Below are 18,895 nucleotides of genomic sequence, written 5' to 3'. Positions count from 1 at the left end.
TTTTAAGGATTATGAATTGCCTTTTAACTTATCGCCCATGTAGCTATCCTTATCCTTGAAGTAAGGAGCCGAAGCACCCGAACCAGACATACTTTGGGACATGCGTCCAGCGGCATTGCCCATCGCATCCACTACCATTCCTGCACCAGCAGATGCGGTGTTAACTGCTGAATTTGTGGAGTTGCTGAAGATAGTGGTCACTTTTTGGCCTAAAGCCCCGCCACCGCCTGCGTGAACAATGTAATTAGCCACTGAGGGAACAGTAAAATAGCCCACAATACCGATAATCATAAATACCAGATACGCTATATCCGTCCTGCTAAAGAAGGTATCTCCATAATCATTGGCCTGTGCTATGTCAATTTTTAACATGTTCTCCTGTATCTTGCCGATGATACTGCCAAATATATTGGCTACAGGAAGCCATAAGTAAATATTGATGTAGCGTGCCAGCCAGACGGTCAGCGTATGTTGGAAACCATCGAAGACCGATATACCAAAAACGAGCGGACCTAAAACAGACAGCACCACTAGTTGAAAAGTTCGAAGTGTATCGATACAAAGTGAAGCGGCTTCAAAAAGCACGCGTAATACTTCGCTCATCCATTCTTTTACAGAGTTGCGAAAATTATAAGATGCTTTGGACATGGCAAACTTGATGTCGTTCCCAATGCTGGAAAATGCTCCTTCCCCTTGAGGATCGGCATCATCATGAGTATACTTGTACCATCGGTCACGATCACCGTTTCCATCAGCCCCAACATACATCTGCCAAGGATCGGTACTCTTTAGCGCATTTTCTTTTTGTTGAAGCAGTACTTCAATCGCTTTGTTCGATCCTTCAACCATCGCGGCAGTGGCCGTAACGGTAGGTTTCATAACCCCATTAATCATGTACAAAACCGAAGGAAAAATCATAATGCAGAATCCGATCACAAATGGACGAAACAGCGGGTAGAAGTCTATCGGTTCTGCGCTTGCTATATGCCTCCAAACTCTGGAGGCAATATACCAAATAGCTGCAAAGCCAGCGATTCCCTGCCCAACTCCCAACAGATTACTGCATAAAGGCATCATCTCGTCATACAATTGTTCCAATACACCATGCAGACTATTCATGTCGTCTGCCAGCCCTTGTGCATGGCTCGTAAAGGGCAATGCAATCCCTAGGACAGCAAAAAATGCCGCCTTATTTATCTTTATCATGTGAGTGGGTATTTAGTTATTTACTTTGTAAATGTTACGCATTGCATTCACATCATTACGCTCTTTTGCACGTTGTATCGCTAACACCGAAGTGTTGTTGTTGAAGCTTCGCAGGAACAAAAGCTTATCCTGCATATCAGTATAAATTTTATCAATGGATGCCAGTCGTTCATCATCGGACATTCGCATTTTGTTAGCGGTAATGACAGTGGTGAGCTCGTCAATATTTCTAAGGCTCTGCTTAAAAAGATTATTGTACACCCTTTCGAGATAGGCATTCTCATCGGGATTGAAATTTTCACTGTTTTTGAAACGCCTAAATGCAGCCTTGTATTCCTTTACCAAAAGCACCTGATAGTTGACGATATCACCAACACGTCTGTAATTTCGAATCGTTGGACTTACCTGCATGAGCGCATCAAGGAATATTTCATGAAGGCTAAAGTTTCCCTGAGATATTTTTTTTACCGTATTATAACCACCATTAAGAATTTCATAGCCCTTTTTCATGTCCTTGAGAATTTGCCTGAATTGGGCAAGCTTTTCTATGTTTAAAATCAATTGCTGCATTTCTTGTGCTTGGGCTGTTACCTTCGACGGTAACAATAAACCAACAAGCACAATTCCCATAATTAGTATTTTTTTCATGGTAAATCAGTGTTAATGCCACGCAAGGCACGGCTAGTTTTTACATCTTTAGTATCTTTAGTTTTTGAGAGGGATGTCAATTTGGTTTGATTACTGAAACTCTCACAAAAAGTGTGGTTTTCCAGCATGTTCTGATAGATTGCATCGATTCGTTTCATTCGCTCATCATCTTTCATTTCGAGCTGCCCGTCTGTTACAATTGTGATGAGTTCCTCTAAATTGTCGTCACAATTTTCAATTAGACGATTGAATACCCGTTTGATATAATCCACTTCATCCCCGTGGAATAAATCATCTTGTTGGACTTGCCGGTAAATGGTACCGTAACTTTTTATAATCTTTAGCTGAAGGGCTATAATTTCAGCAATCCTTGCATACTTTTTTATTTTCGGGTTAACTGTTTTGAGCGAATTGAAATAATCAGTGTGAAGATTAAATTCTCCACGTTTGAAATCTCCTATGGTATTGAGTCCTTTTTTAGCAATGGAATACCCTTTTTGGGCATAGCCTATGTAGATTTGAAGGGCCGAAATTTGTTTCAGGAGCACTTGGCTTTGCTTTGCCTGCGCGTAAATGTTTCCATTTAAGAATCCTGCAAAAAGCAGGAATAGAACTATTTTTTTCATGACTTTAAGGTTTTAAGAATGGAATTCCATAAAATTTCTTAACAGCATCCACGTCATTTTTTGTTTTCGCTCTCTGCAAGCTTAAGAGTACATTTTGCCTATTGAACAACATAAGATCATCGTAGTTGGCATCAATATGATCCGCTGCGTTATTAATGATTTCAAGTCTTTTGGCATCGCTCATCTGTGTGGTAAATGAATCAAGGATTAAAAAGATCTGATCAATATTTTTCATGCTTTTATTCAATATGCCTGAGTATACTTTTTGCATATAGACCAATTCGTCCACATTAAAATGATTGTCTTGCTGAAATAGGCTCCAAGCCCTTTCGTACTCATGCACAAGACGTACCTGCTTTTGGGTGATGTCCCTGATTCGCTGGTAATAGGTAATGATGGATTTGACCTTCATCAGTTCATCATAGTAATTTTTGTATAAGTCTTTTTGCTTCTGGGTCCAATTTGATATCTCATCCAGTTTTAATTTTGAGAGTATATTTTCCAATTTCTTCTGGGCATTCTGCAACCATATCGTTTTGTTTTGCAGCCTTTGGATCCGCAGATCAATTGCTAATATGACTTTCTTTACTGCCTCTTTAATCAATCCAATTATTGGAAAAGCCGCAACGGTTGCTGCCGGTCTTGCAGGAGTGCTTAGGAGTAACAGGCACAGCAGGCAAACCATCATTTTTTTCTTTGCTTTCATAATTCTGTATTTTAGTGTGCGTTTCTTATTTATTCTGGGATGTTATTCAACTTTCATCCTCAAGCCTGCGCCCGCAAATCATTAGCCAGTGCCGCTATCCCTTTTTTGATGTCGCCATCAAATTTTTTAGCGTAAGCTTGCACTTTTACTTTTTCAGTTTCTTCAGTGGTGTAGGCGAGGTATTCTTCAAGGGATACTTCGGTGCGGTATACTTTAGATTGCATTCCACCCAAGGAAATGAATACTTCCTTGTACTTCTTATCAGGGTCGTTAGCCTTGTTAACTGACAGTACTAAGGCCTTTTCCTTTTCTGTAAGTCCAAGTAATTCCTGAATTTGCTCAAATTTATTTTGGTACTTACTCTGATCTAGCAATATTTTACAATCACTGTTATTGATAATGGCTTGCTTCACTATTGGAGAAGAAATGATATCCTCTACTTCTTGTGTCACCACTATTGCCTCGCCAAAGAATTTTCGCACCGTCTTGAATAGATATTTAATGTATTCGGCCATCCCTTCTTTGGCAATGGCTTTCCAGGCTTCTTCAATAAGAATCATTTTACGGACACCTTTAAGCTTGCGCATCTTACTGATGAAAACCTCCATAATGATGATAGTCACGACTGGAAAAAGTATCGGATGATCCTTTATGTTATCCAGTTCAAATACAATAAATCGTTCTTTCAATAGTTCGAGATTTTCGGTAGCATTGAGCAGGTAATCAAATTCACCTCCCTGATAATAAGGACGAAGTACGTACAGAAAATTATTCACATCAAAATCCTTTTCCTTAACCTTGTCTCCTTCCAATATTTTTACAAAATCGCCTTTCAGAAAATCGTAAAAAGTATTGAAGCAGGGAAACAAATCGGGATTGTCGTCGAGCTTTTCATAATAGAGTTGTAACGCATTGGATAATGCCACATATTCACTTCTATTGAATGTTTCATTGTCCTTTTTCCATAAAGCCAGTAGCAATGTTTTGATACTTTCTTTTTTCTCTGTATCCAGTGTGTCGCCCTCGCTGATATAAAATGGGTTGAACCGGATCGGATTTTTTTCATCATAGGTGAAATAATAACCACCCACCATATCACACAATCCTTTGTAACTGTGTCCGACATCGACAAGAACAATATGTGTTCCCTGCTCATAGTAGCTTCTGACCATATGATTGGTGAAAAAGGATTTTCCGCTCCCTGAAGGGCCCAGTATAAATTTGTTTCGGTTGGTACAAATACCCATCTTAACTGGTTCATCACTGATATCCACATGAACTGGTTTTCCCGTCAAACGGTCTCCTAGTCGGATTCCAATTGGACTAAGGGAAGAACGATAACCCGTTTCTAAATTCAGAAAGCAGGTGGCTTGTTCTGCGAACGTATCAAAGGTGTCATTCATTGGAAAGTCTGCCGAGTTTCCTGGAATTCCCGCCCAAAAAATTTGTGCAGCACCTACAGTTTCCTGTTTAGCGGCCGCATCCATCTGCGCCAGTGCGGAAGAAACTTTGTTCTTCAGGTCTTTCAGTTCCTCTTTATCGTCAGTCCAGACCAAAACATTAAAATGTGCCTTGACAGGCAACCGTTGCTGGCTGATAGCCTCATTAAGAAAATCATTAGTGGCATCACGTGCAATCAGATTTTCTCTGCTATACGCGGATAAGGACTGTAATCGCAATCTTTTGCTTTCCAGTTTCTGCAACGTTTTTTGGAAATCCTCTATAAAAATATACTGGTTGTAAATGTGGTTGCAGGAAAGCAATTGACCCAGCGTTGAGGCAAAACCAATACTAAACTTGGTCTTATCCGTGGAATATCGGTCATAATTAATTCTGGAACCGCAAAGTGCGGGCAGGTCAGCTGCATCACCCAGTGTGTAAATTTGGCAATGTTTGTCGCCAACCTGTAGCCCGTCATTGAAAGCGATATCTTTAAAAACAAACGAATTTTCTTTTTCAGACAAAAAGCAGTACCGTTCTATAATCCCAATCTTTCTGCTATGGCTTCGCAGTTCATCATTGCCAAGGCGTGTCAATTTTACAAAACCACTGTCTTCTAAGATTCGTGCAAATTGTCCGGTACTGTCAATAAATTCCTGACGGAGTTGCGCTTTCAATGTTTCTTCCGGAACTATTGAAGTCCGGAGTAAATTAGAAAATAAGGAACTGGAAGTCTTTCTTCCTGCCGGTTTTTTGGTCAGGAAAATGTAGCACGAATGATCCAGAAAGGGACGTTCATTAAAAAAACGCTCACTACTACAGGTCAGGAAACTATTGTCCTCATTGGTAAAGTCCGGTTGAAACTTGCTGTCGATAAACCAATCCTGTTTATGGAATACACTGAACTTAGGAAGTAATTTTATTGCCTTCAGCCAAGTTTGGTGGAATGCTTCATACTCCTGATCCGACAAGGTAAATATCTCAGGCAGTTCTGCCTTGAATGCTACGGTCACGTCACCCTGTTTGGACAGGATGCAGTCGTGCTCAACATCCATAATCGGTAAAATATCATCTATCATCTTTTCCATCTTCATTTTTATTTACCTGTTAGTAATTTTAACAAAATGCTATTTTTGCATTTTGAAAATTTTCCTGCTTTGGAACTTGATCGCTTTAGGAACCTGTCGTTTTGCTATAGCTTTCATCATACCATGTTCTCCGTATTTTTGGCTCATCTTGTATGTTTTTAAAACCCATAATGCTCCTGAAACGCCAATAATTCCTACACAGACTATTGAGGGCAAACCTGCAATGTACATTGCAGCAAACAGAATCATTAGGACAATGACACCTCCACCCAAATACCAGATGTATTGTGCTTTTAACCCCCGGAATTCTATGCTTTGGTTAATTCCTTTGTTGATTTGATATACACTATTTGTCATGATTGTTATGAGTTTAAATACCAAAGAAGGATTTAATTACTGTGGCAACTACAACCAGAAAAACGCAACTGCCAAACCAGGCGGCAGCCACTTTTCCTGTATCAGGATCACCCGCATTCCATTTTTGATACACCTTGACCGCACCTATTAATCCCAATATGGCACCAACGGCATACATTAGTTCAGTCCCTGCATCAAAATAGCTTCGCACCAGTTGATTGGCCTCATTAATTCCTGCAACACCATCTTGGGCATAGGCTTTATAATTGAGGCTCATCATTAGGAGAGCGATAGTGGTAACACCCATTTTTTGTTTAATAAATTTTCTAAAATTCCAGAGACACTTTTTCATAACACATTATTTTAAAAATTCAAATAATTAGATAAAAAAGCGGAGGTTTTACCACTGTCTCAATACCTCTTTCCTGTCACCTAAAACCATACCGCATGAGACGGACAGGGGCATTTCCTCCGCAATCTTGTATTAGCTTTTTTCATCCCATAAGGCTTCCACCTCCTGCTGACTCAAAAGTATAGCTCCCTGTTTTTCGCATTCAGAAACAATCAATTCGTCGACCGAGGAGCGGTAAGGAGAATTCCTTAACAATGGATATGCTGTGAGAGCTAATCGCATATAATCCTGGAATTCCTGTTTAATCAGCTTTCTTTGGGTCGCATCGGTAATCACATTTTTTAATTGTTTCACTAGCCCATCTACTTCCTGGAAGATAGTATCCGATGCAACAGATTCCGATTCCGATGTATTGATTTCAAAATCCAGATAATTTAATTCGGATTGAGGTTCTTGGTAATTTGTGTTTCCTAATCTGCGGAATTGAAGTTTCCGCTTTCCTGTCACGATTTCTTTGATGTCATCAAAATAAAATCGCAATCCAACAAATAAATACCAACTTGCCAATAGCAGGACAACTACAACTATATAATTGCCCCATGAAATGTTTGTAAACATACTTTCTTCATTTTATCGTTCTACATTAGTTCTTTGCAATCCGTTTAATGGAAAGTTTTCCAAATCCGGATGTTCATCATTACAGGGCAAAGAAACGAGAGACAATAAATTGCTACAAGTCCAACTTTTTGTTGGACCCCAAGCTGGATCCCTTGGACTCTCAGTAAAATCGGCACCTATCAAGGGGTATTTTTTTTGAAAAAAGAGGAAAATAAAATTTTAGAACTTCGATTTAACAACTAGAAGTGCTAATTTAGTTTCTTCAAACAGCTTCGAATTTGATAGAAAATAAATGAATCGTGCATTAATTTAGGAGGAGTTAGTACGACTGTATTTTTTTTATTATGTGCTGTAATGCTTCAATAGCCAATTCCTTGTCTCGCTCTTCAGCCACATACGATTTGCTGCGCATGGAATCGTAAGAAAGTATATTCTTGTTGGGTGTCGACAAATATGGAACTATTGTTTTGAAGACGTGATTCATGGATTTCGAGATGAGAATTTTTAACTCATTCGAAGCACGTAGGATAAGTGCGGTCTGATCGGTTGATAATCTGCATAAAATTTTATCCTCGGTTCTATTGACCAAAGTACTTTTATATGGTTTTTTGCTCAGACTCTGCAATGGAGTAAGGGAAAGATGCTGTTGTTTTTCAAGAAAAATAATTTCTTGTTTGAACCAATCGCCTAAAACTTTTTTCAAATTTTGGTGATGTGGATTTAATATTACGTCCTCTTTGATTTGAATCTGATTGAATTCTTTAAAATAAAACAACAAGTTCTCCATCTTTTCAGTGGGAGTTTCATACACACTGATTTTGTTGGTTAGAGACTGTGTAAAATAACGGATGAAGGTTCGGCTGTTAAAGTTCATATAAATCAAAAGGGCTTCTAATGCTGAAGGGATATTTTCTTCCTTCTTTAATATTTTCAAAGACTCTAGTTCTTTTATCAATTGCTTCCTGTACATCACTTGCCGGAAAGTGACCTCTTTATTCTTTTTGGAGTTGGTGAAAGAATACAGATTAGCAATAACAATATCGAAAGCCTTTTCATCATTGACATTAGAAATCAAACTGTTTTTTAGTTTGTCTAACTTTTGTTTTATTTTCTTTTTTGAAATGGCTAGGTAGGTCGCAGGCATTCTGGAATCCAGACTTAAAAAGTTAGCAAATCTCGATTCAACGAATGTGAGCAGTTCGTCCAGACATGAAAGTAAAGCACTGGTAACCTCTTTTAGTCCATCTGTTTCAAGATTAATAGCATCATTATTTGCTATTAGATTATCCAAAAGGATTATAAAGGCGGAATGATAATTACCAACAAGTACCTTAATTTGCTTTTCTTTAGTTAGGGAGAAAACCTGAATTGTAATTTGTGACTGGATCAAGTGTGTTTCTTGGGTAGCTTTTTCAATAATCGTTTTTGATTGAACTGATGTAATTTGATTAACATCGTTTTTTCTTGGATTAAGGGTCGATGTCACCACCGAATCCAGCCACTCTAAAAGATAGGTTTGAGTCATGTTTTTTACTTTTACTTAGTAAATCTTTCTCTCGATCGTAGATCGACAGTACTCTAAATCAATGCTTATAGAACATTTATAACCCGATCAAAACATGTATTGCGTAGTATTTAATGGAAATTTAATCTTAAACGATATTCAGAAGGGGACAGGGAGGTATGTCTTTTAAAAAAAGTACTAAAAAAAGAAGAATTGCTGAATTGTAATTCTTCTGTAATATATAAAATAGTTAAATGGTTGTTTTGAAGCAAAATTTTTGCTTCCAGAATAATGGCCTGCTCAATAAATTGCTTAGCAGTTTTTTCGGTTACTTGTTTGACAGTTTTGCTAAGATGGTCTGTCGTAACTAGTAATGTATCCGCATAGAATTTTACACTATGTTGTTTTTTGCAATTCATTTCTAAAATGGTAATAAATTGCATGACCAGTTTTTCCTTTTGTGTGTGTTTTGCCGCTATATGCCAAGTGGATCTGTGATACATTCCTGCTAATTCATACAGTAACAGATTAAAACTAAAAAGGATTGTCTCATTTTTAAAAATATGGATACTGGAACGCAGTACTTTACTATTAAGTAATTTAAACAGATCAATAAGTAATACCACATCTTTGTTCTTGAGAAAGATTTTGGACGATAATCTGGTAATAAAAAATTCAAAATATCCAATATGAGGTCTCCTAATACTATTCTCAAAAGCAAACTCTGGGGTGAATGAGAGCAGGCAAATTTGCAATTGGTCACTCATAATCAAAATTTCACATGGACTTCGCATTGGAACTACTAACAGCTCATTTTCGAAGACGGTAACGCCTCTATTATTTATTTGTATAGATAAAGAACCCGAATTTACGATCAGTATAGAAAAACGATCCAGCATAAGTAGCTCACTAAAAGCTATTTTAGAGGTAAAGCTTTCAAAAATGTAGACTTGCAAACCTAAATGGCGATATTTTGAATTTTTACTTACCAAAACAATACTCTTTTATAGAATTATAATTGCAATCAGTTAAATAAACTTTACTTTGGTTTAAGTGGCTTGAGAGAATGCTTAGAAAGTAATCCGGCCATCAATGAGACTGAAACAAAAAGTAAATTTGACATACCACCCACAAAAAATAAGTAGGCGATTTTCCGTGGGTTACTACTTTTTATCTCGCCATTTGTGAGGTAGTCAATCATTTCATCGTAGGATAATAGATCTACGATGAAATAAAGACTAACGAGATTGAAGAGAATCAAAAACACGCTAAACGTGCATATTATTTCCTTTTCAATGAGTAGGATACGGTGCATTATCACTCCGTTACTAGATTATTTATCATAATCCCTGCTATAAGTGACCTGATTACTGCAGTAGATGAATTATCGATGGCACCACTAAGTCCTCCGACACGATGACCAACAGAGGAATCCCAATCTTCATCTTTACGAGGCAGATCATAATAGACTGAATACCGGACTATAGATGAAGTGGTGAGGATAATTCTCTTATCCTCGTTATTAAATTGAGGATTAGTCATCACAGCTGATTCATATGAAATTATGGATTGATAAATTTCCTCATAGGAGTTGCTTTCCAATAAAAACACATCGTTCATAAAACTGGAAAGACTACCTTTTGCTGCGTTTGTCATTGTAGAATTTGCGATAGCTTCGTCTAGTTTAGCCTGAGGATTATTTACGATTTCTTGTATTACTTCAAGATTAATGGGCAGATTTGTTCCTAAGTTTAAGAGTATTAAATCATTATTCTCCCCTGCGATGGCTTCGACTTGCTGGCTGATTTGTGCTATTGTATTGTACTGATAATTACCTGCCAAATAAATATCAAGGATGTCATTATGTAACTTACCCGCAAAGTCATATATGTTTGCCGGGTTTTCTGGGGTCAAGTTTTGCACCAAACGTGCTGATTTTTCTGATTTCTTGCTGCTAACCTTGCCATTAATACTTTCAGTATTATCAATAGAGTCAGTGGTACAAGAGACGATTAGTAATGGTAAAATCACTAATCCTAATGAAATGTTTTTCATGATTAAAATGTGTTAAATGTGTCCGACTTCTTCTGTAGTCAGTTCATTTCACCCGGGTAAGCAGAACTTTAATTTAGCACGATGCTAAATGTTTTTGCTTTTGAATTCGAAGCAAATCTAGAAGTCGAATTTCAACCCCGCAACACATTGTGTATGGATTTTCATAATTTATGGTATGGATTTTCTGAAAATCCATACCCTGTTTTTCGATAAAAAATCACTCATTATTAATTGTTTATGTTATATTTGAGGTAGTTTCTAGCAAAATATCCTAAGGCTCTTTAATAAGCCGATTACTGGGCTCCAAAAAAGGTTTTTCCGAAGAAATTGTCCCTCATTTTAATTTGACCTATGATTAAAAAGTATCTATTTTTGCTCTCTCTTTGCTGGGGAGATCAAATTTGCGCGCAGGAAATCCATTTTAAAATTCCTGACACGATTCGAAATAAGGATTATGATTATTTCTTTGAACGGATAAAGGAATCAGCAAATGATCCTGTTAAAGAGACACTTTACCTGCAATCCTTTTTATCGAAAGCTAAATCAGAAAAAAATTCGCAGGAGATCGTTAATGGCTATAAAAATTATTTACGTCGCTCACCAGAAAATTTAAAACTGGTGTATGCCGACAGTATGATCTATACGGCGAAGAAATCGATGGACAATGCTTTGATAGGCTCTGCCTATCTGTCAAAGGGAATCGTATACTATGCCCAGAAAAAGCATAATTATGCTTTAGATAATTATCTTATCGCAAATAATTTTATTTCTAAAACCAATGATAAGTATTTGATCTATAAGACGAAATACAATATTGCACATATTAAATACTATCTTGGTTTTTATGATGAGGCGATTTCTTTGTTTGGGGAATGCATCGGTTATTTTAAAAATGACGATTCCAGAGGCTATTTAAATTCACTTCATTCACTTGGCTTGTGTTATAATCGCATGGGCAATTATGGGTTATGTACGGACATAAATGAGATAGGCATTGCAGAAGGGCGAAGACTCAATAATGATGAAATGCAGGAGTACTTCAATTATTCTGAAGGAGTTAATCAGTATTTTCGAGGCAATTATACCATAGCTATTAAAAAAATAACCTATTCGCTACCAACCATACTTAAAAACAAGGATTTCGCAAATGAGGCTGTTGGATATTTTTATATCGGAAAAAGTTATTGGGATCTTAAGAATCCCCAAATGGCGATAGCATATTTCAAAAAAGTAAATGCCATTTTTAATTATAAAGGATACATTCGTCCTGATCTTCGTGAAAACTATGAATTATTGATCAGCTTTTTTAAATCAAAAAACAATCCGAATCTACAACTTTACTATATTGGGAAACTACTTAAAGCAGACAGTATTTTACACTATAAATACCAATATCTGTCTAGTAAAATTCACAAAGAATACGACACAAAAGAATTGCTGACACAGAAGAAAAAAATCGAAGAGATACTCGATAAGAGAAAGTATAACGATTTCATTTTTACAAGTGTGATAGTCTTTTTATTTTTATCTGTATTATTTCTTATCTACAGACATATTAGAAACAAGAGAGTCTATAAGCAAAGATTTGATGAATTGATGAAAAAAAGTGAAGCTACCATTAAAGTTGAATCCAAAAATATAGCCAATGGAATAGAAGACATAAATCAAGACACGGTGGCAGCGGTCTTAAAGCAATTGGAGAAATTTGAAAAGGATAAAAAATTTCTGGAAAAAGATTTGACTCTGACAAAGCTTGCAGTAACCTTTGATTCCAACACAAGGTATATTTCAAAAATAATATCCCATTATCGAGATAAAAAATTTGTTGATTATCTCAATGACCTAAAAGTGGATTATTTGATTGTCTTATTGAAAGAAGATAAGTTGATGAGAAATTATACAAATAAAGCACTGGCAGAAGAAGTTGGGTTTAGTAGCACACAACGTTTTGCTACTGCTTTTTTTTCAAGGGCCAAGATGCCAACATCATACTTTATTGAGGAACTTTTAAAAGAGTAATAAATTGTAATTGAAAATTGGAATCTCTAGTGTTGGATTATTTAAAGATTAACTTAAATACTTTTCAGGACAGTGTCTTGATTTTATTGAGATTTACATTTTAACGAATTCCTAAACGAGTGATATTTTCGTGTTGTTCTATAAAGGCTTTTCCAGGTAATTCTTTTTTTACTTTTGAATCAAATGTTTCCAGTTGCCAAGGTGTAATGTTTTCAATATTGATATACAATGCATTATACAGTTTGTTTTTAGAAATTTGTACACCAACTATTGTAAACTGTCTAAATTCGTTTCTGGGATTGTAACTTTGTATTGATTTTAAAGTACTCGGCTGGATTAGAAAAAATATCCTTTCGATTTTAGTGGTTTCTATATTAGTAAGCATCATATTATTTTATTTCATAAATTCTTGATCAAATGTATTAATAAAAAATCTTACAGCAAATGGATTTACTGCAATGTAAAACAGTGATAATTTAATCCCAAATTATTTTGCTTTAATAAACAAACTATTAGTTTTGCTGTCTAATTTAATACATAAAATATAATGAAAGATTTAATCACAAAAATCAACGGGTTGAGTTTTTCTTCAATATTTGAATCAAATCTTCCGAGATAATCAGTATTCTCTCTTATATTAATCGTTCAAGAATATAAATCAGCCCTATCTAAAGGAAATAGCTGCTGTTTGTGACATTAAAAAAGAACTAACCTTTCACATGGCGAGACATACATTTGCAACGTCCGTGACACTAACCAATGGGATTCCAATTGAAACCGTAAGCAAAATGCTGGGACATAAAAACATACAGACTACCCGGCATTATGCTAAAATATTAGATAAAAAAGTAAGTGAGGATATGATAATTTTAAGAAACAAATTCAATCTCGCAAAAAGCCCCGCAAATGAATTAGTAAAAGTAAATTCCAATTAAACATCAGAACATATTTGTGCAATATTGATAGAGAACTGACCTTTTTATTTACGTACAATCTCCATAGGACATTTTGCATGTAATGCCACCGCCTGGGAAACTGAGCCAAGCAGAAAGCCTTCTACGGCCCCATGACCATGAGAACCAACGATAATTAAATCAGCATCGAATGTTTCAGCTTCTTTGAGTATTGCACTTTTTGGAGAACCTCCGATAACCATTGTAGTTACAATTAAAGTTGGATTTTTTGTACGCAAAATTTTCGCTGCATTTTCCGTAATTTTCTCTGCGACTTTAAAAGCGTTGTGGTCAACTTCAGCATAATACTCATGTGAAACTCCCATTGGCTCAAGAGTATTTATTAGCGACGTTCTTTCATAAACAGAAACAATACATAGTTTAGTATTCACTGGAAATGGTCTGTTTGCAACTTCATCAACAGCTGCTTTGCTATGCGCAGAGCCATCTATTTGCAAGATGGAAAAAATTGCCTTTAAAAGATATTGGATTAATAGCTGATAATGGCAGCCTTTTACGATTTTTAAGTGGTCTTGGAATTGGCATGTTAATGGTATTTATCCAAGCTCTTATTGTAACAAATTTTGCTGACGTAAAATTTTATTTGGCTTCGCATAACCAACCTGTAAATATAATTACTTCCCTGATTCTTTATTTCCTGGTAGCATGTAGAGAGGAATTGGCTTTCCGTTCCTATTCATTAAGAAGCATGGCTTATTCTTTAAAACCTCCGGTCGCCTTAGCAATTATAACAGTTATTTTTGTTATGGAACATGTAATTGCGGGAATGTCTTGGAAAATGTCCATTTTGAGATCCGGTTTGGGAGGAATTTTATTTGGTTTGGCCGCCCTAAAAACAAGAGGCTTAGCCTTACCTTTAGGACTTTATTTTTCTTGGAACTTTAACCAATGTCTACTCGGATTTAAAAACAATACAGGGGTTTGGCGAGAAATTGTGGAAAAAGGTCAAGAATCACAGGCTGAAAATATTGCATTGACGGGATTCGCCCTTGTCATGAGTGTCTCAATTGTGGGAATCCTTTTGTTTTATAGGAAGAAAAAAAATTAACTAATAGTCACTAATAGCGGGGACCGTTAAATAACAGCTCTAAAAATCTAAATCAAATACAAAACGACATAAAAACAAGCTCGCTTAAGCCCTCTTAAGCGAGCTTGTTTTTTGAAAAAAAGGAGGCCTTTTTAAAGGGCCTCCGATTGTAGATTTTGATTTGCCGTTTATCAACTCACACCCTTAAGTGTGAAATGACTATTTGAATCAGCTTTTCTTTTCAGATAGTTTTACTCAAGTGATAAATCAAAACCACAGCCAAAGATACAATTTACTGTTGCTATAATAATGGTAAATCATGGTTTTAACGAATCATTAACCCCCATATTTAAAAGCCTTAAACTATTGTTGCTTTATATTTCTGTCATTATTTTTTCAATAGTACTTTGGTTATTTTTTTCAAAATTATATAATGATGTTTAAAATAAAAAACAATTTCTGTGGAATAGAACAAATATGGGAGACCATTTTCAGGACTAGACATTATTACAAACTTTCACCTCAAACTAGTCAATCCTGACAAAGAATGAAAAAACACCAAAGAATGTAACCGGAAAGTGATTATTCTCCTGATATTCATCGGGATTGGAATGATTAACTGTGTGGGATTGTCGTGTGGAGATTCATCCTTCGTCGGAGTGAACTGTGTGGAATAACAGATAAGGCGGCCATCCTCAAACTTGTCATTTCTGAAATGACAAACGGAACTGAATGACAAATTGAGTGGGATAACTGTACGGAGATTCCTCTGCAATGAAGTGGTTTTTTTACTTTTATTTTTCAGTTTATCCCAATATTTCTGATGAATAAAAATTAACATTTTAAAATTCTTATAATGTTTCAGAAACCCTAAAAAAAATGAATCAATTTAAATAATTTAAGATTATCAATAATCGTCTAAAACTGTTATCAAAAAATCAGTATAAATACAATTAAATGATTAAAGTATTGGTGTAATTTATTGCATTTAACATTGTTTTTTAATTAACAAAATTTAAGTAATATAATTATTAATTAATTGTAAATCAGGTAGTTAACAAGTTTATTAGTACTAATATTTTAATGCTGTAAAGCTTTTCTTAGCGAACTATGTTCGTTGTCAGATATAATAGAATGTTGTCTTGTTTAGCTTTAGTTTTTTTTTAATTTTTGTTGTAATGCCTAACTTTGGTTTAACAAAAAGTATTTGATTTAAATTGCTTATTTAGCAACTTTCTGATAGTAAAAAGATCTTTTTGTTAGCCCCAATAAAATATCCTTTGAATGATGGAGTACTTCATAAATGTTTTTTATGAGGGTGGTTTGTGTCTTTCTAATTTTAATGTCCCAGTCTGTAGACTTCCTGTTATTTCTAATCTATGGTATTAAAACTACATTCTATGCAACAACACATTATGGATTTCCGAAACCCTAAATGCTACTGATGCTTTCTTATTGATACTATGGTCTTAAAACCATATTATTATGAAAAATTTTATTTTTTATGCGATACAAAATGTACAAAAGTATTGTCGCACTTTTTCCTACGATTTCAACACAGGCTTCTCGGGCTTTTTTTGGACGGATACGTTTGCTAAAAAGCTCTTTTTTTATGGGACACTGCCCCTTTTAGGGGTTTGGTTTTACACCCAATTCCTATGGGCAGCTTGTTGGGGCGGGTGCTGTCAAAGCCAACTTTGGCGTGGATGCCAATGCCTATGCCAACTTTATAGGATTCTCCATTTCGGATCCTTTTTTTACTCCTCCTCCTGGCGCTGTTTTTTTGAGGATGTTCGTTTTTCTGCAAGTTTTCTCCCCGAGTCTAAAAACTTTTGTTTCATCCTATTTTTTTAATTTCAATGCTAATTGTTTTAGATTAGAGTTTTAGGGTTGCTTTTTAAGCAACTATGTGGTTGATAAAAGAATTTAGTTATTGTTCCCCACAATAGAATATTCTTTTGATGATAGTAAACTTCAGAATCCTTTTGAAGGGTGTTATTTGGGTAAATGAAAGAGTATATTTATGGCTCTCGCCATAAATATTCTTTTGATGATAGTAAACTTCAGAATTCTTCTGAGGGGTGTTTTTTAGGAAAATGAAAGACGATGATTTTAGTTTTTTGCTAAAAGTCGTTCTTTTGACTGTTGTTTACTTCGGAATTCTGCTGAGGGGTGTTTTTGTTATTTCCTTTTAGTGTTTTACCTCCATCTGTATCTGTAGACATACCTTGCCTAAATAACAATGGTATCAGATACATATGATATTAAAAACACATTCTATTTTTCTGTATCCCTGTTTCTACTGTTCTCCTTTTTAATTAATACTGTGGTTTTAAAACTTTAAAATAATATTATTATGAAAAAACAGGTTTTATTAAATTTTTTAGCGTTTTTCAGTAATCGGGAGGTCTTGATTACGGATGAAAATGGATTTAAAATGGGTTTAAGTCGAGTGAATTATTCACTGACTCACACAAGTAAATATTTTGTTGAGGAAACTTCTAAGAATAAAAATGTTATTTCAAGTATGTTTTTACTTGTTATGCTTTTTCTTTTTACAGGCTTTCTGTATGCTCAACAACCTTCCTGTAATCTGTCAGGTCCGTTAAGGGGGTATTTTGATCCTGGAGGAGGCACCACAATAAGCATCAATTCAGATGTTTTTAACTCTCGCCCTAATACCGCTTATTCTTGGAAAATTGATAAAAACGTACCCGAGGCCACTATAGTTTCAGGTAAGGACACGTCAAGTATTCAGGTGAAAGCAGGTACTAAAGGAGGAAGCTTTACCATAAAACTTACAGTCACAAATCCTGGTTTAAATGGAGGTTCAAGTAAATCTTGCACCTGCACTAAATCAGTTACCGTAAGCCGAAATTTAAATTATAAATGATAAAAATTTACATTATGGAAATTTCAAACAAAATTGAAGAATTGGGTGACTGTTACAAAAGACCCGATCATTCAAATAAAAAAAAGAATAATAAATTAGGATACTTTTCGATGGTGCTGTTTTTACTGATGACAACAGTTCAGATGGTTTATGCGCAAGCTCCTACTATTACAGGTTTTTCGCCGGCTTCTGCCAAAACGGGAGCAACGGTTACCATTACAGGAACCAATTTTACGGGTGCTACATCAGTTAAATTTGGGACACAACCGGCCACTTCATTTACCGTTGTGAATTCCAGTACTATAACAGCTATAGTGTCTTCATCAGGTGAGAGCGGTAGGATTTTTGTAACTACTGCTGCAGGAACTGCTGAAATCGCTAATTTTGTGTTTTTACCACCACCATCATGTAACATAGTGGGTCCCCTTAAAGCGTGTTTTGGTACAAATCTTACGTTTACAGTCGAAATTGCAAATAGTGGTTATAATGCATCTTCAACACCTCTTGTTCCTGAGCTTATCTTAACATTCCCTCCGGGACCGGATAACACTACAAATGGAGCAATGATTATATCTAATACGGCTTTTGCTTATAATGCTGCTACAAATTCAGGAACTATAACAGCAGTATTATTTCCGGGAACAACCCCGGGGAAAATTCTGGGTCTTTTACGTGTTAATGCTCCGGGAGGTAGTTCTGAATGTAGTGCCTCTATCGTAATAACAGATGTAGATGTAACAACATCATTTCTTCCTATTACATGTTTTGGAGGTACTACTAATCTTGTAGTTAATGCAACTTCAAGTGGTAGTTCGTTTTTTAAATATACCCTGCATCGTGTTGGGTTTCCTGATGTAGTTATACCTTTCACGCCATTCACAACGGTTAGCTTTCCAAATCTTGTAGCTGGTGACTATACAGTTGCTGTAGAGGGTAATGACCTAGGATGTAAAGATGAAACAAATCTTACGATTCAAGAACCTCCCTCAAATCCGGTAATATTAAATTGCCCAACAACTGTAACTGAAGCGGCTTGTCAGACACAAGATCAAATTAATGCAAAATTTAATGCCTGGCTTGCAACTTTTAGTACAAGTGGTGGCACTAACCCTGTATTAACAAGGAATCCTGTAACTCCTTTAGCACCAAATAAATGTGGAGGATCTACGACCGTTACATGGACAGTAACCAATGATTGTGGAGCAACTCAGACTTGCACAAGAATCTTTACGGTAACTCCCGATTTAGTGGTCCCAGTTATCACCGCTACCGGAACACCGACAAACGGTACTCTGGGTTGTAACCCAACAGCGGATGCCATTGGAGCAGCGCTTGGAACAGCAACAGCAACCGATAATTGTGGTTCTGTAAGTCCGACATTC

Annotated in this window: 17 protein-coding genes and 1 pseudogene; 5 read left to right on the top strand and 13 right to left on the bottom strand. The window is 35.9% G+C overall.

Annotated features, from left to right (window positions below):
* Nucleotides 1–9: 9 nt before the first annotated feature.
* The 11 genes from traJ to ACNQGH_RS00040 all read right to left on the bottom strand — a co-directional run bounded on the left by traJ (nt 10) and on the right by ACNQGH_RS00040 (nt 10,459).
* Nucleotides 10–1,074: a conjugative transposon protein TraJ gene (traJ, locus tag ACNQGH_RS00090; protein ID WP_417954400.1), complete on the bottom strand. Its 1,065-nt coding sequence runs from the start codon at nt 1,072–1,074 to the stop codon at nt 10–12.
* A gap of 144 nt (nt 1,075–1,218) precedes the next feature.
* A complete protein-coding gene (locus tag ACNQGH_RS00085; protein ID WP_417953952.1) occupies nt 1,219–1,854 on the bottom strand; it encodes a TerB family tellurite resistance protein in 636 nt (211 codons plus the stop codon).
* Entirely contained in the window at nt 1,851–2,480 is a 630-nt protein-coding gene (locus ACNQGH_RS00080) for a hypothetical protein (RefSeq protein ID WP_417953951.1), read from the bottom strand. The genes ACNQGH_RS00085 and ACNQGH_RS00080 overlap by 4 nt, the downstream gene beginning before the upstream one ends.
* Nucleotides 2,481–2,484: 4 nt before the next feature.
* The gene (locus tag ACNQGH_RS00075) at nt 2,485–3,186 is read right to left on the bottom strand and encodes a conjugal transfer protein TraI (RefSeq protein WP_417953950.1); all 702 of its coding nucleotides are present in this window, start codon (nt 3,184–3,186) and stop codon (nt 2,485–2,487) included.
* 59 nt (nt 3,187–3,245) lie between these two features.
* Nucleotides 3,246–5,714 carry a TraG family conjugative transposon ATPase gene (locus ACNQGH_RS00070; RefSeq protein ID WP_417953949.1) on the bottom strand — a complete coding sequence of 823 codons (2,469 nt, stop codon included), beginning with the start codon at nt 5,712–5,714 and terminating at the stop codon, nt 3,246–3,248.
* A 39-nt stretch (nt 5,715–5,753) separates the two neighbouring features.
* Nucleotides 5,754–6,071, bottom strand: coding sequence for a DUF4133 domain-containing protein (locus ACNQGH_RS00065; RefSeq protein WP_417953948.1), 318 nt, complete (start codon nt 6,069–6,071; stop codon nt 5,754–5,756).
* A 13-nt stretch (nt 6,072–6,084) separates the two neighbouring features.
* Nucleotides 6,085–6,378, bottom strand: a complete 294-nt coding sequence (locus ACNQGH_RS00060; RefSeq protein ID WP_417954399.1) for a DUF4134 domain-containing protein — start codon at nt 6,376–6,378, stop codon at nt 6,085–6,087.
* A gap of 177 nt (nt 6,379–6,555) precedes the next feature.
* Entirely contained in the window at nt 6,556–7,041 is a 486-nt protein-coding gene (locus tag ACNQGH_RS00055; protein WP_417953947.1) for a hypothetical protein, read from the bottom strand.
* Nucleotides 7,042–7,360: 319 nt separating this feature from the next.
* Nucleotides 7,361–8,566, bottom strand: a complete 1,206-nt coding sequence (locus ACNQGH_RS00050; RefSeq protein ID WP_417953946.1) for a hypothetical protein — start codon at nt 8,564–8,566, stop codon at nt 7,361–7,363.
* 110 nt (nt 8,567–8,676) lie between these two features.
* Nucleotides 8,677–9,537, bottom strand: coding sequence for a helix-turn-helix domain-containing protein (locus tag ACNQGH_RS00045; RefSeq protein WP_417953945.1), 861 nt, complete (start codon nt 9,535–9,537; stop codon nt 8,677–8,679).
* 325 nt (nt 9,538–9,862) lie between these two features.
* Nucleotides 9,863–10,459, bottom strand: coding sequence for a hypothetical protein (locus ACNQGH_RS00040; protein ID WP_417953944.1), 597 nt, complete (start codon nt 10,457–10,459; stop codon nt 9,863–9,865).
* A gap of 492 nt (nt 10,460–10,951) precedes the next feature.
* On the opposite strand from ACNQGH_RS00040, the gene ACNQGH_RS00035 reads away from it, so the two are divergent.
* Nucleotides 10,952–12,619, top strand: coding sequence for an AraC family transcriptional regulator (locus ACNQGH_RS00035; protein WP_417953943.1), 1,668 nt, complete (start codon nt 10,952–10,954; stop codon nt 12,617–12,619).
* 100 nt (nt 12,620–12,719) lie between these two features.
* Here ACNQGH_RS00035 and ACNQGH_RS00030 read toward each other — a convergent pair whose 3' ends face one another.
* Nucleotides 12,720–13,007: a hypothetical protein gene (locus tag ACNQGH_RS00030; protein ID WP_417953942.1), complete on the bottom strand. Its 288-nt coding sequence runs from the start codon at nt 13,005–13,007 to the stop codon at nt 12,720–12,722.
* A gap of 277 nt (nt 13,008–13,284) precedes the next feature.
* Here ACNQGH_RS00030 and ACNQGH_RS00025 point away from each other — a divergent pair.
* A pseudogene (locus tag ACNQGH_RS00025) lies at nt 13,285–13,554 on the top strand (tyrosine-type recombinase/integrase); the annotation flags it as partial.
* A gap of 44 nt (nt 13,555–13,598) precedes the next feature.
* On the opposite strand, the gene ACNQGH_RS00020 reads toward ACNQGH_RS00025, so the two are convergent.
* The gene (locus ACNQGH_RS00020; protein ID WP_417953941.1) at nt 13,599–14,030 is read right to left on the bottom strand and encodes a universal stress protein; all 432 of its coding nucleotides are present in this window, start codon (nt 14,028–14,030) and stop codon (nt 13,599–13,601) included.
* Nucleotides 14,031–14,041: 11 nt separating this feature from the next.
* Between ACNQGH_RS00020 and ACNQGH_RS00015 the strand changes: the two genes are divergently transcribed.
* The 3 genes from ACNQGH_RS00015 to ACNQGH_RS00005 form a co-directional block, all read left to right on the top strand.
* Nucleotides 14,042–14,641: a CPBP family intramembrane glutamic endopeptidase gene (locus ACNQGH_RS00015; RefSeq protein WP_417953940.1), complete on the top strand. Its 600-nt coding sequence runs from the start codon at nt 14,042–14,044 to the stop codon at nt 14,639–14,641.
* Nucleotides 14,642–16,976: 2,335 nt separating this feature from the next.
* Nucleotides 16,977–17,513, top strand: a complete 537-nt coding sequence (locus ACNQGH_RS00010) for a hypothetical protein (protein WP_417953939.1) — start codon at nt 16,977–16,979, stop codon at nt 17,511–17,513.
* A gap of 14 nt (nt 17,514–17,527) precedes the next feature.
* A partial coding sequence (locus ACNQGH_RS00005; protein WP_417953938.1) for a hypothetical protein occupies nt 17,528–18,895 on the top strand: 1,368 nt, incomplete at its 3' end.

The organism is Flavobacterium kochi, from assembly GCF_048286715.1.
Lineage (GTDB): Bacteria > Bacteroidota > Bacteroidia > Flavobacteriales > Flavobacteriaceae > Flavobacterium.
This window is presented reverse-complemented; position numbering and strand designations above follow the sequence as displayed.

Excerpts from the sequence above, each read along its gene's own strand:
- ACNQGH_RS00035 (WP_417953943.1), top strand. The coding sequence starts at position 10,952 with ATGATTAAAAAGTATCTATTTTTGCTCTCTCTTTGCTGGGGAGATCAA.
- ACNQGH_RS00085 (WP_417953952.1), bottom strand. The coding sequence starts at position 1,854 with ATGAAAAAAATACTAATTATGGGAATTGTGCTTGTTGGTTTATTGTTA.
- ACNQGH_RS00055 (WP_417953947.1), bottom strand. The coding sequence starts at position 7,041 with ATGTTTACAAACATTTCATGGGGCAATTATATAGTTGTAGTTGTCCTG.
- ACNQGH_RS00060 (WP_417954399.1), bottom strand. The coding sequence starts at position 6,378 with ATGGGTGTTACCACTATCGCTCTCCTAATGATGAGCCTCAATTATAAA.
- ACNQGH_RS00030 (WP_417953942.1), bottom strand. The coding sequence starts at position 13,007 with ATGATGCTTACTAATATAGAAACCACTAAAATCGAAAGGATATTTTTT.
- traJ (WP_417954400.1), bottom strand. The coding sequence starts at position 1,074 with ATGCCTTTATGCAGTAATCTGTTGGGAGTTGGGCAGGGAATCGCTGGC.
- ACNQGH_RS00065 (WP_417953948.1), bottom strand. The coding sequence starts at position 6,071 with ATGACAAATAGTGTATATCAAATCAACAAAGGAATTAACCAAAGCATA.
- ACNQGH_RS00070 (WP_417953949.1), bottom strand. The coding sequence starts at position 5,714 with ATGGAAAAGATGATAGATGATATTTTACCGATTATGGATGTTGAGCAC.
- ACNQGH_RS00080 (WP_417953951.1), bottom strand. The coding sequence starts at position 2,480 with ATGAAAAAAATAGTTCTATTCCTGCTTTTTGCAGGATTCTTAAATGGA.
- ACNQGH_RS00050 (WP_417953946.1), bottom strand. The coding sequence starts at position 8,566 with ATGACTCAAACCTATCTTTTAGAGTGGCTGGATTCGGTGGTGACATCG.
- ACNQGH_RS00010 (WP_417953939.1), top strand. The coding sequence starts at position 16,977 with ATGAAAAAACAGGTTTTATTAAATTTTTTAGCGTTTTTCAGTAATCGG.
- ACNQGH_RS00075 (WP_417953950.1), bottom strand. The coding sequence starts at position 3,186 with ATGAAAGCAAAGAAAAAAATGATGGTTTGCCTGCTGTGCCTGTTACTC.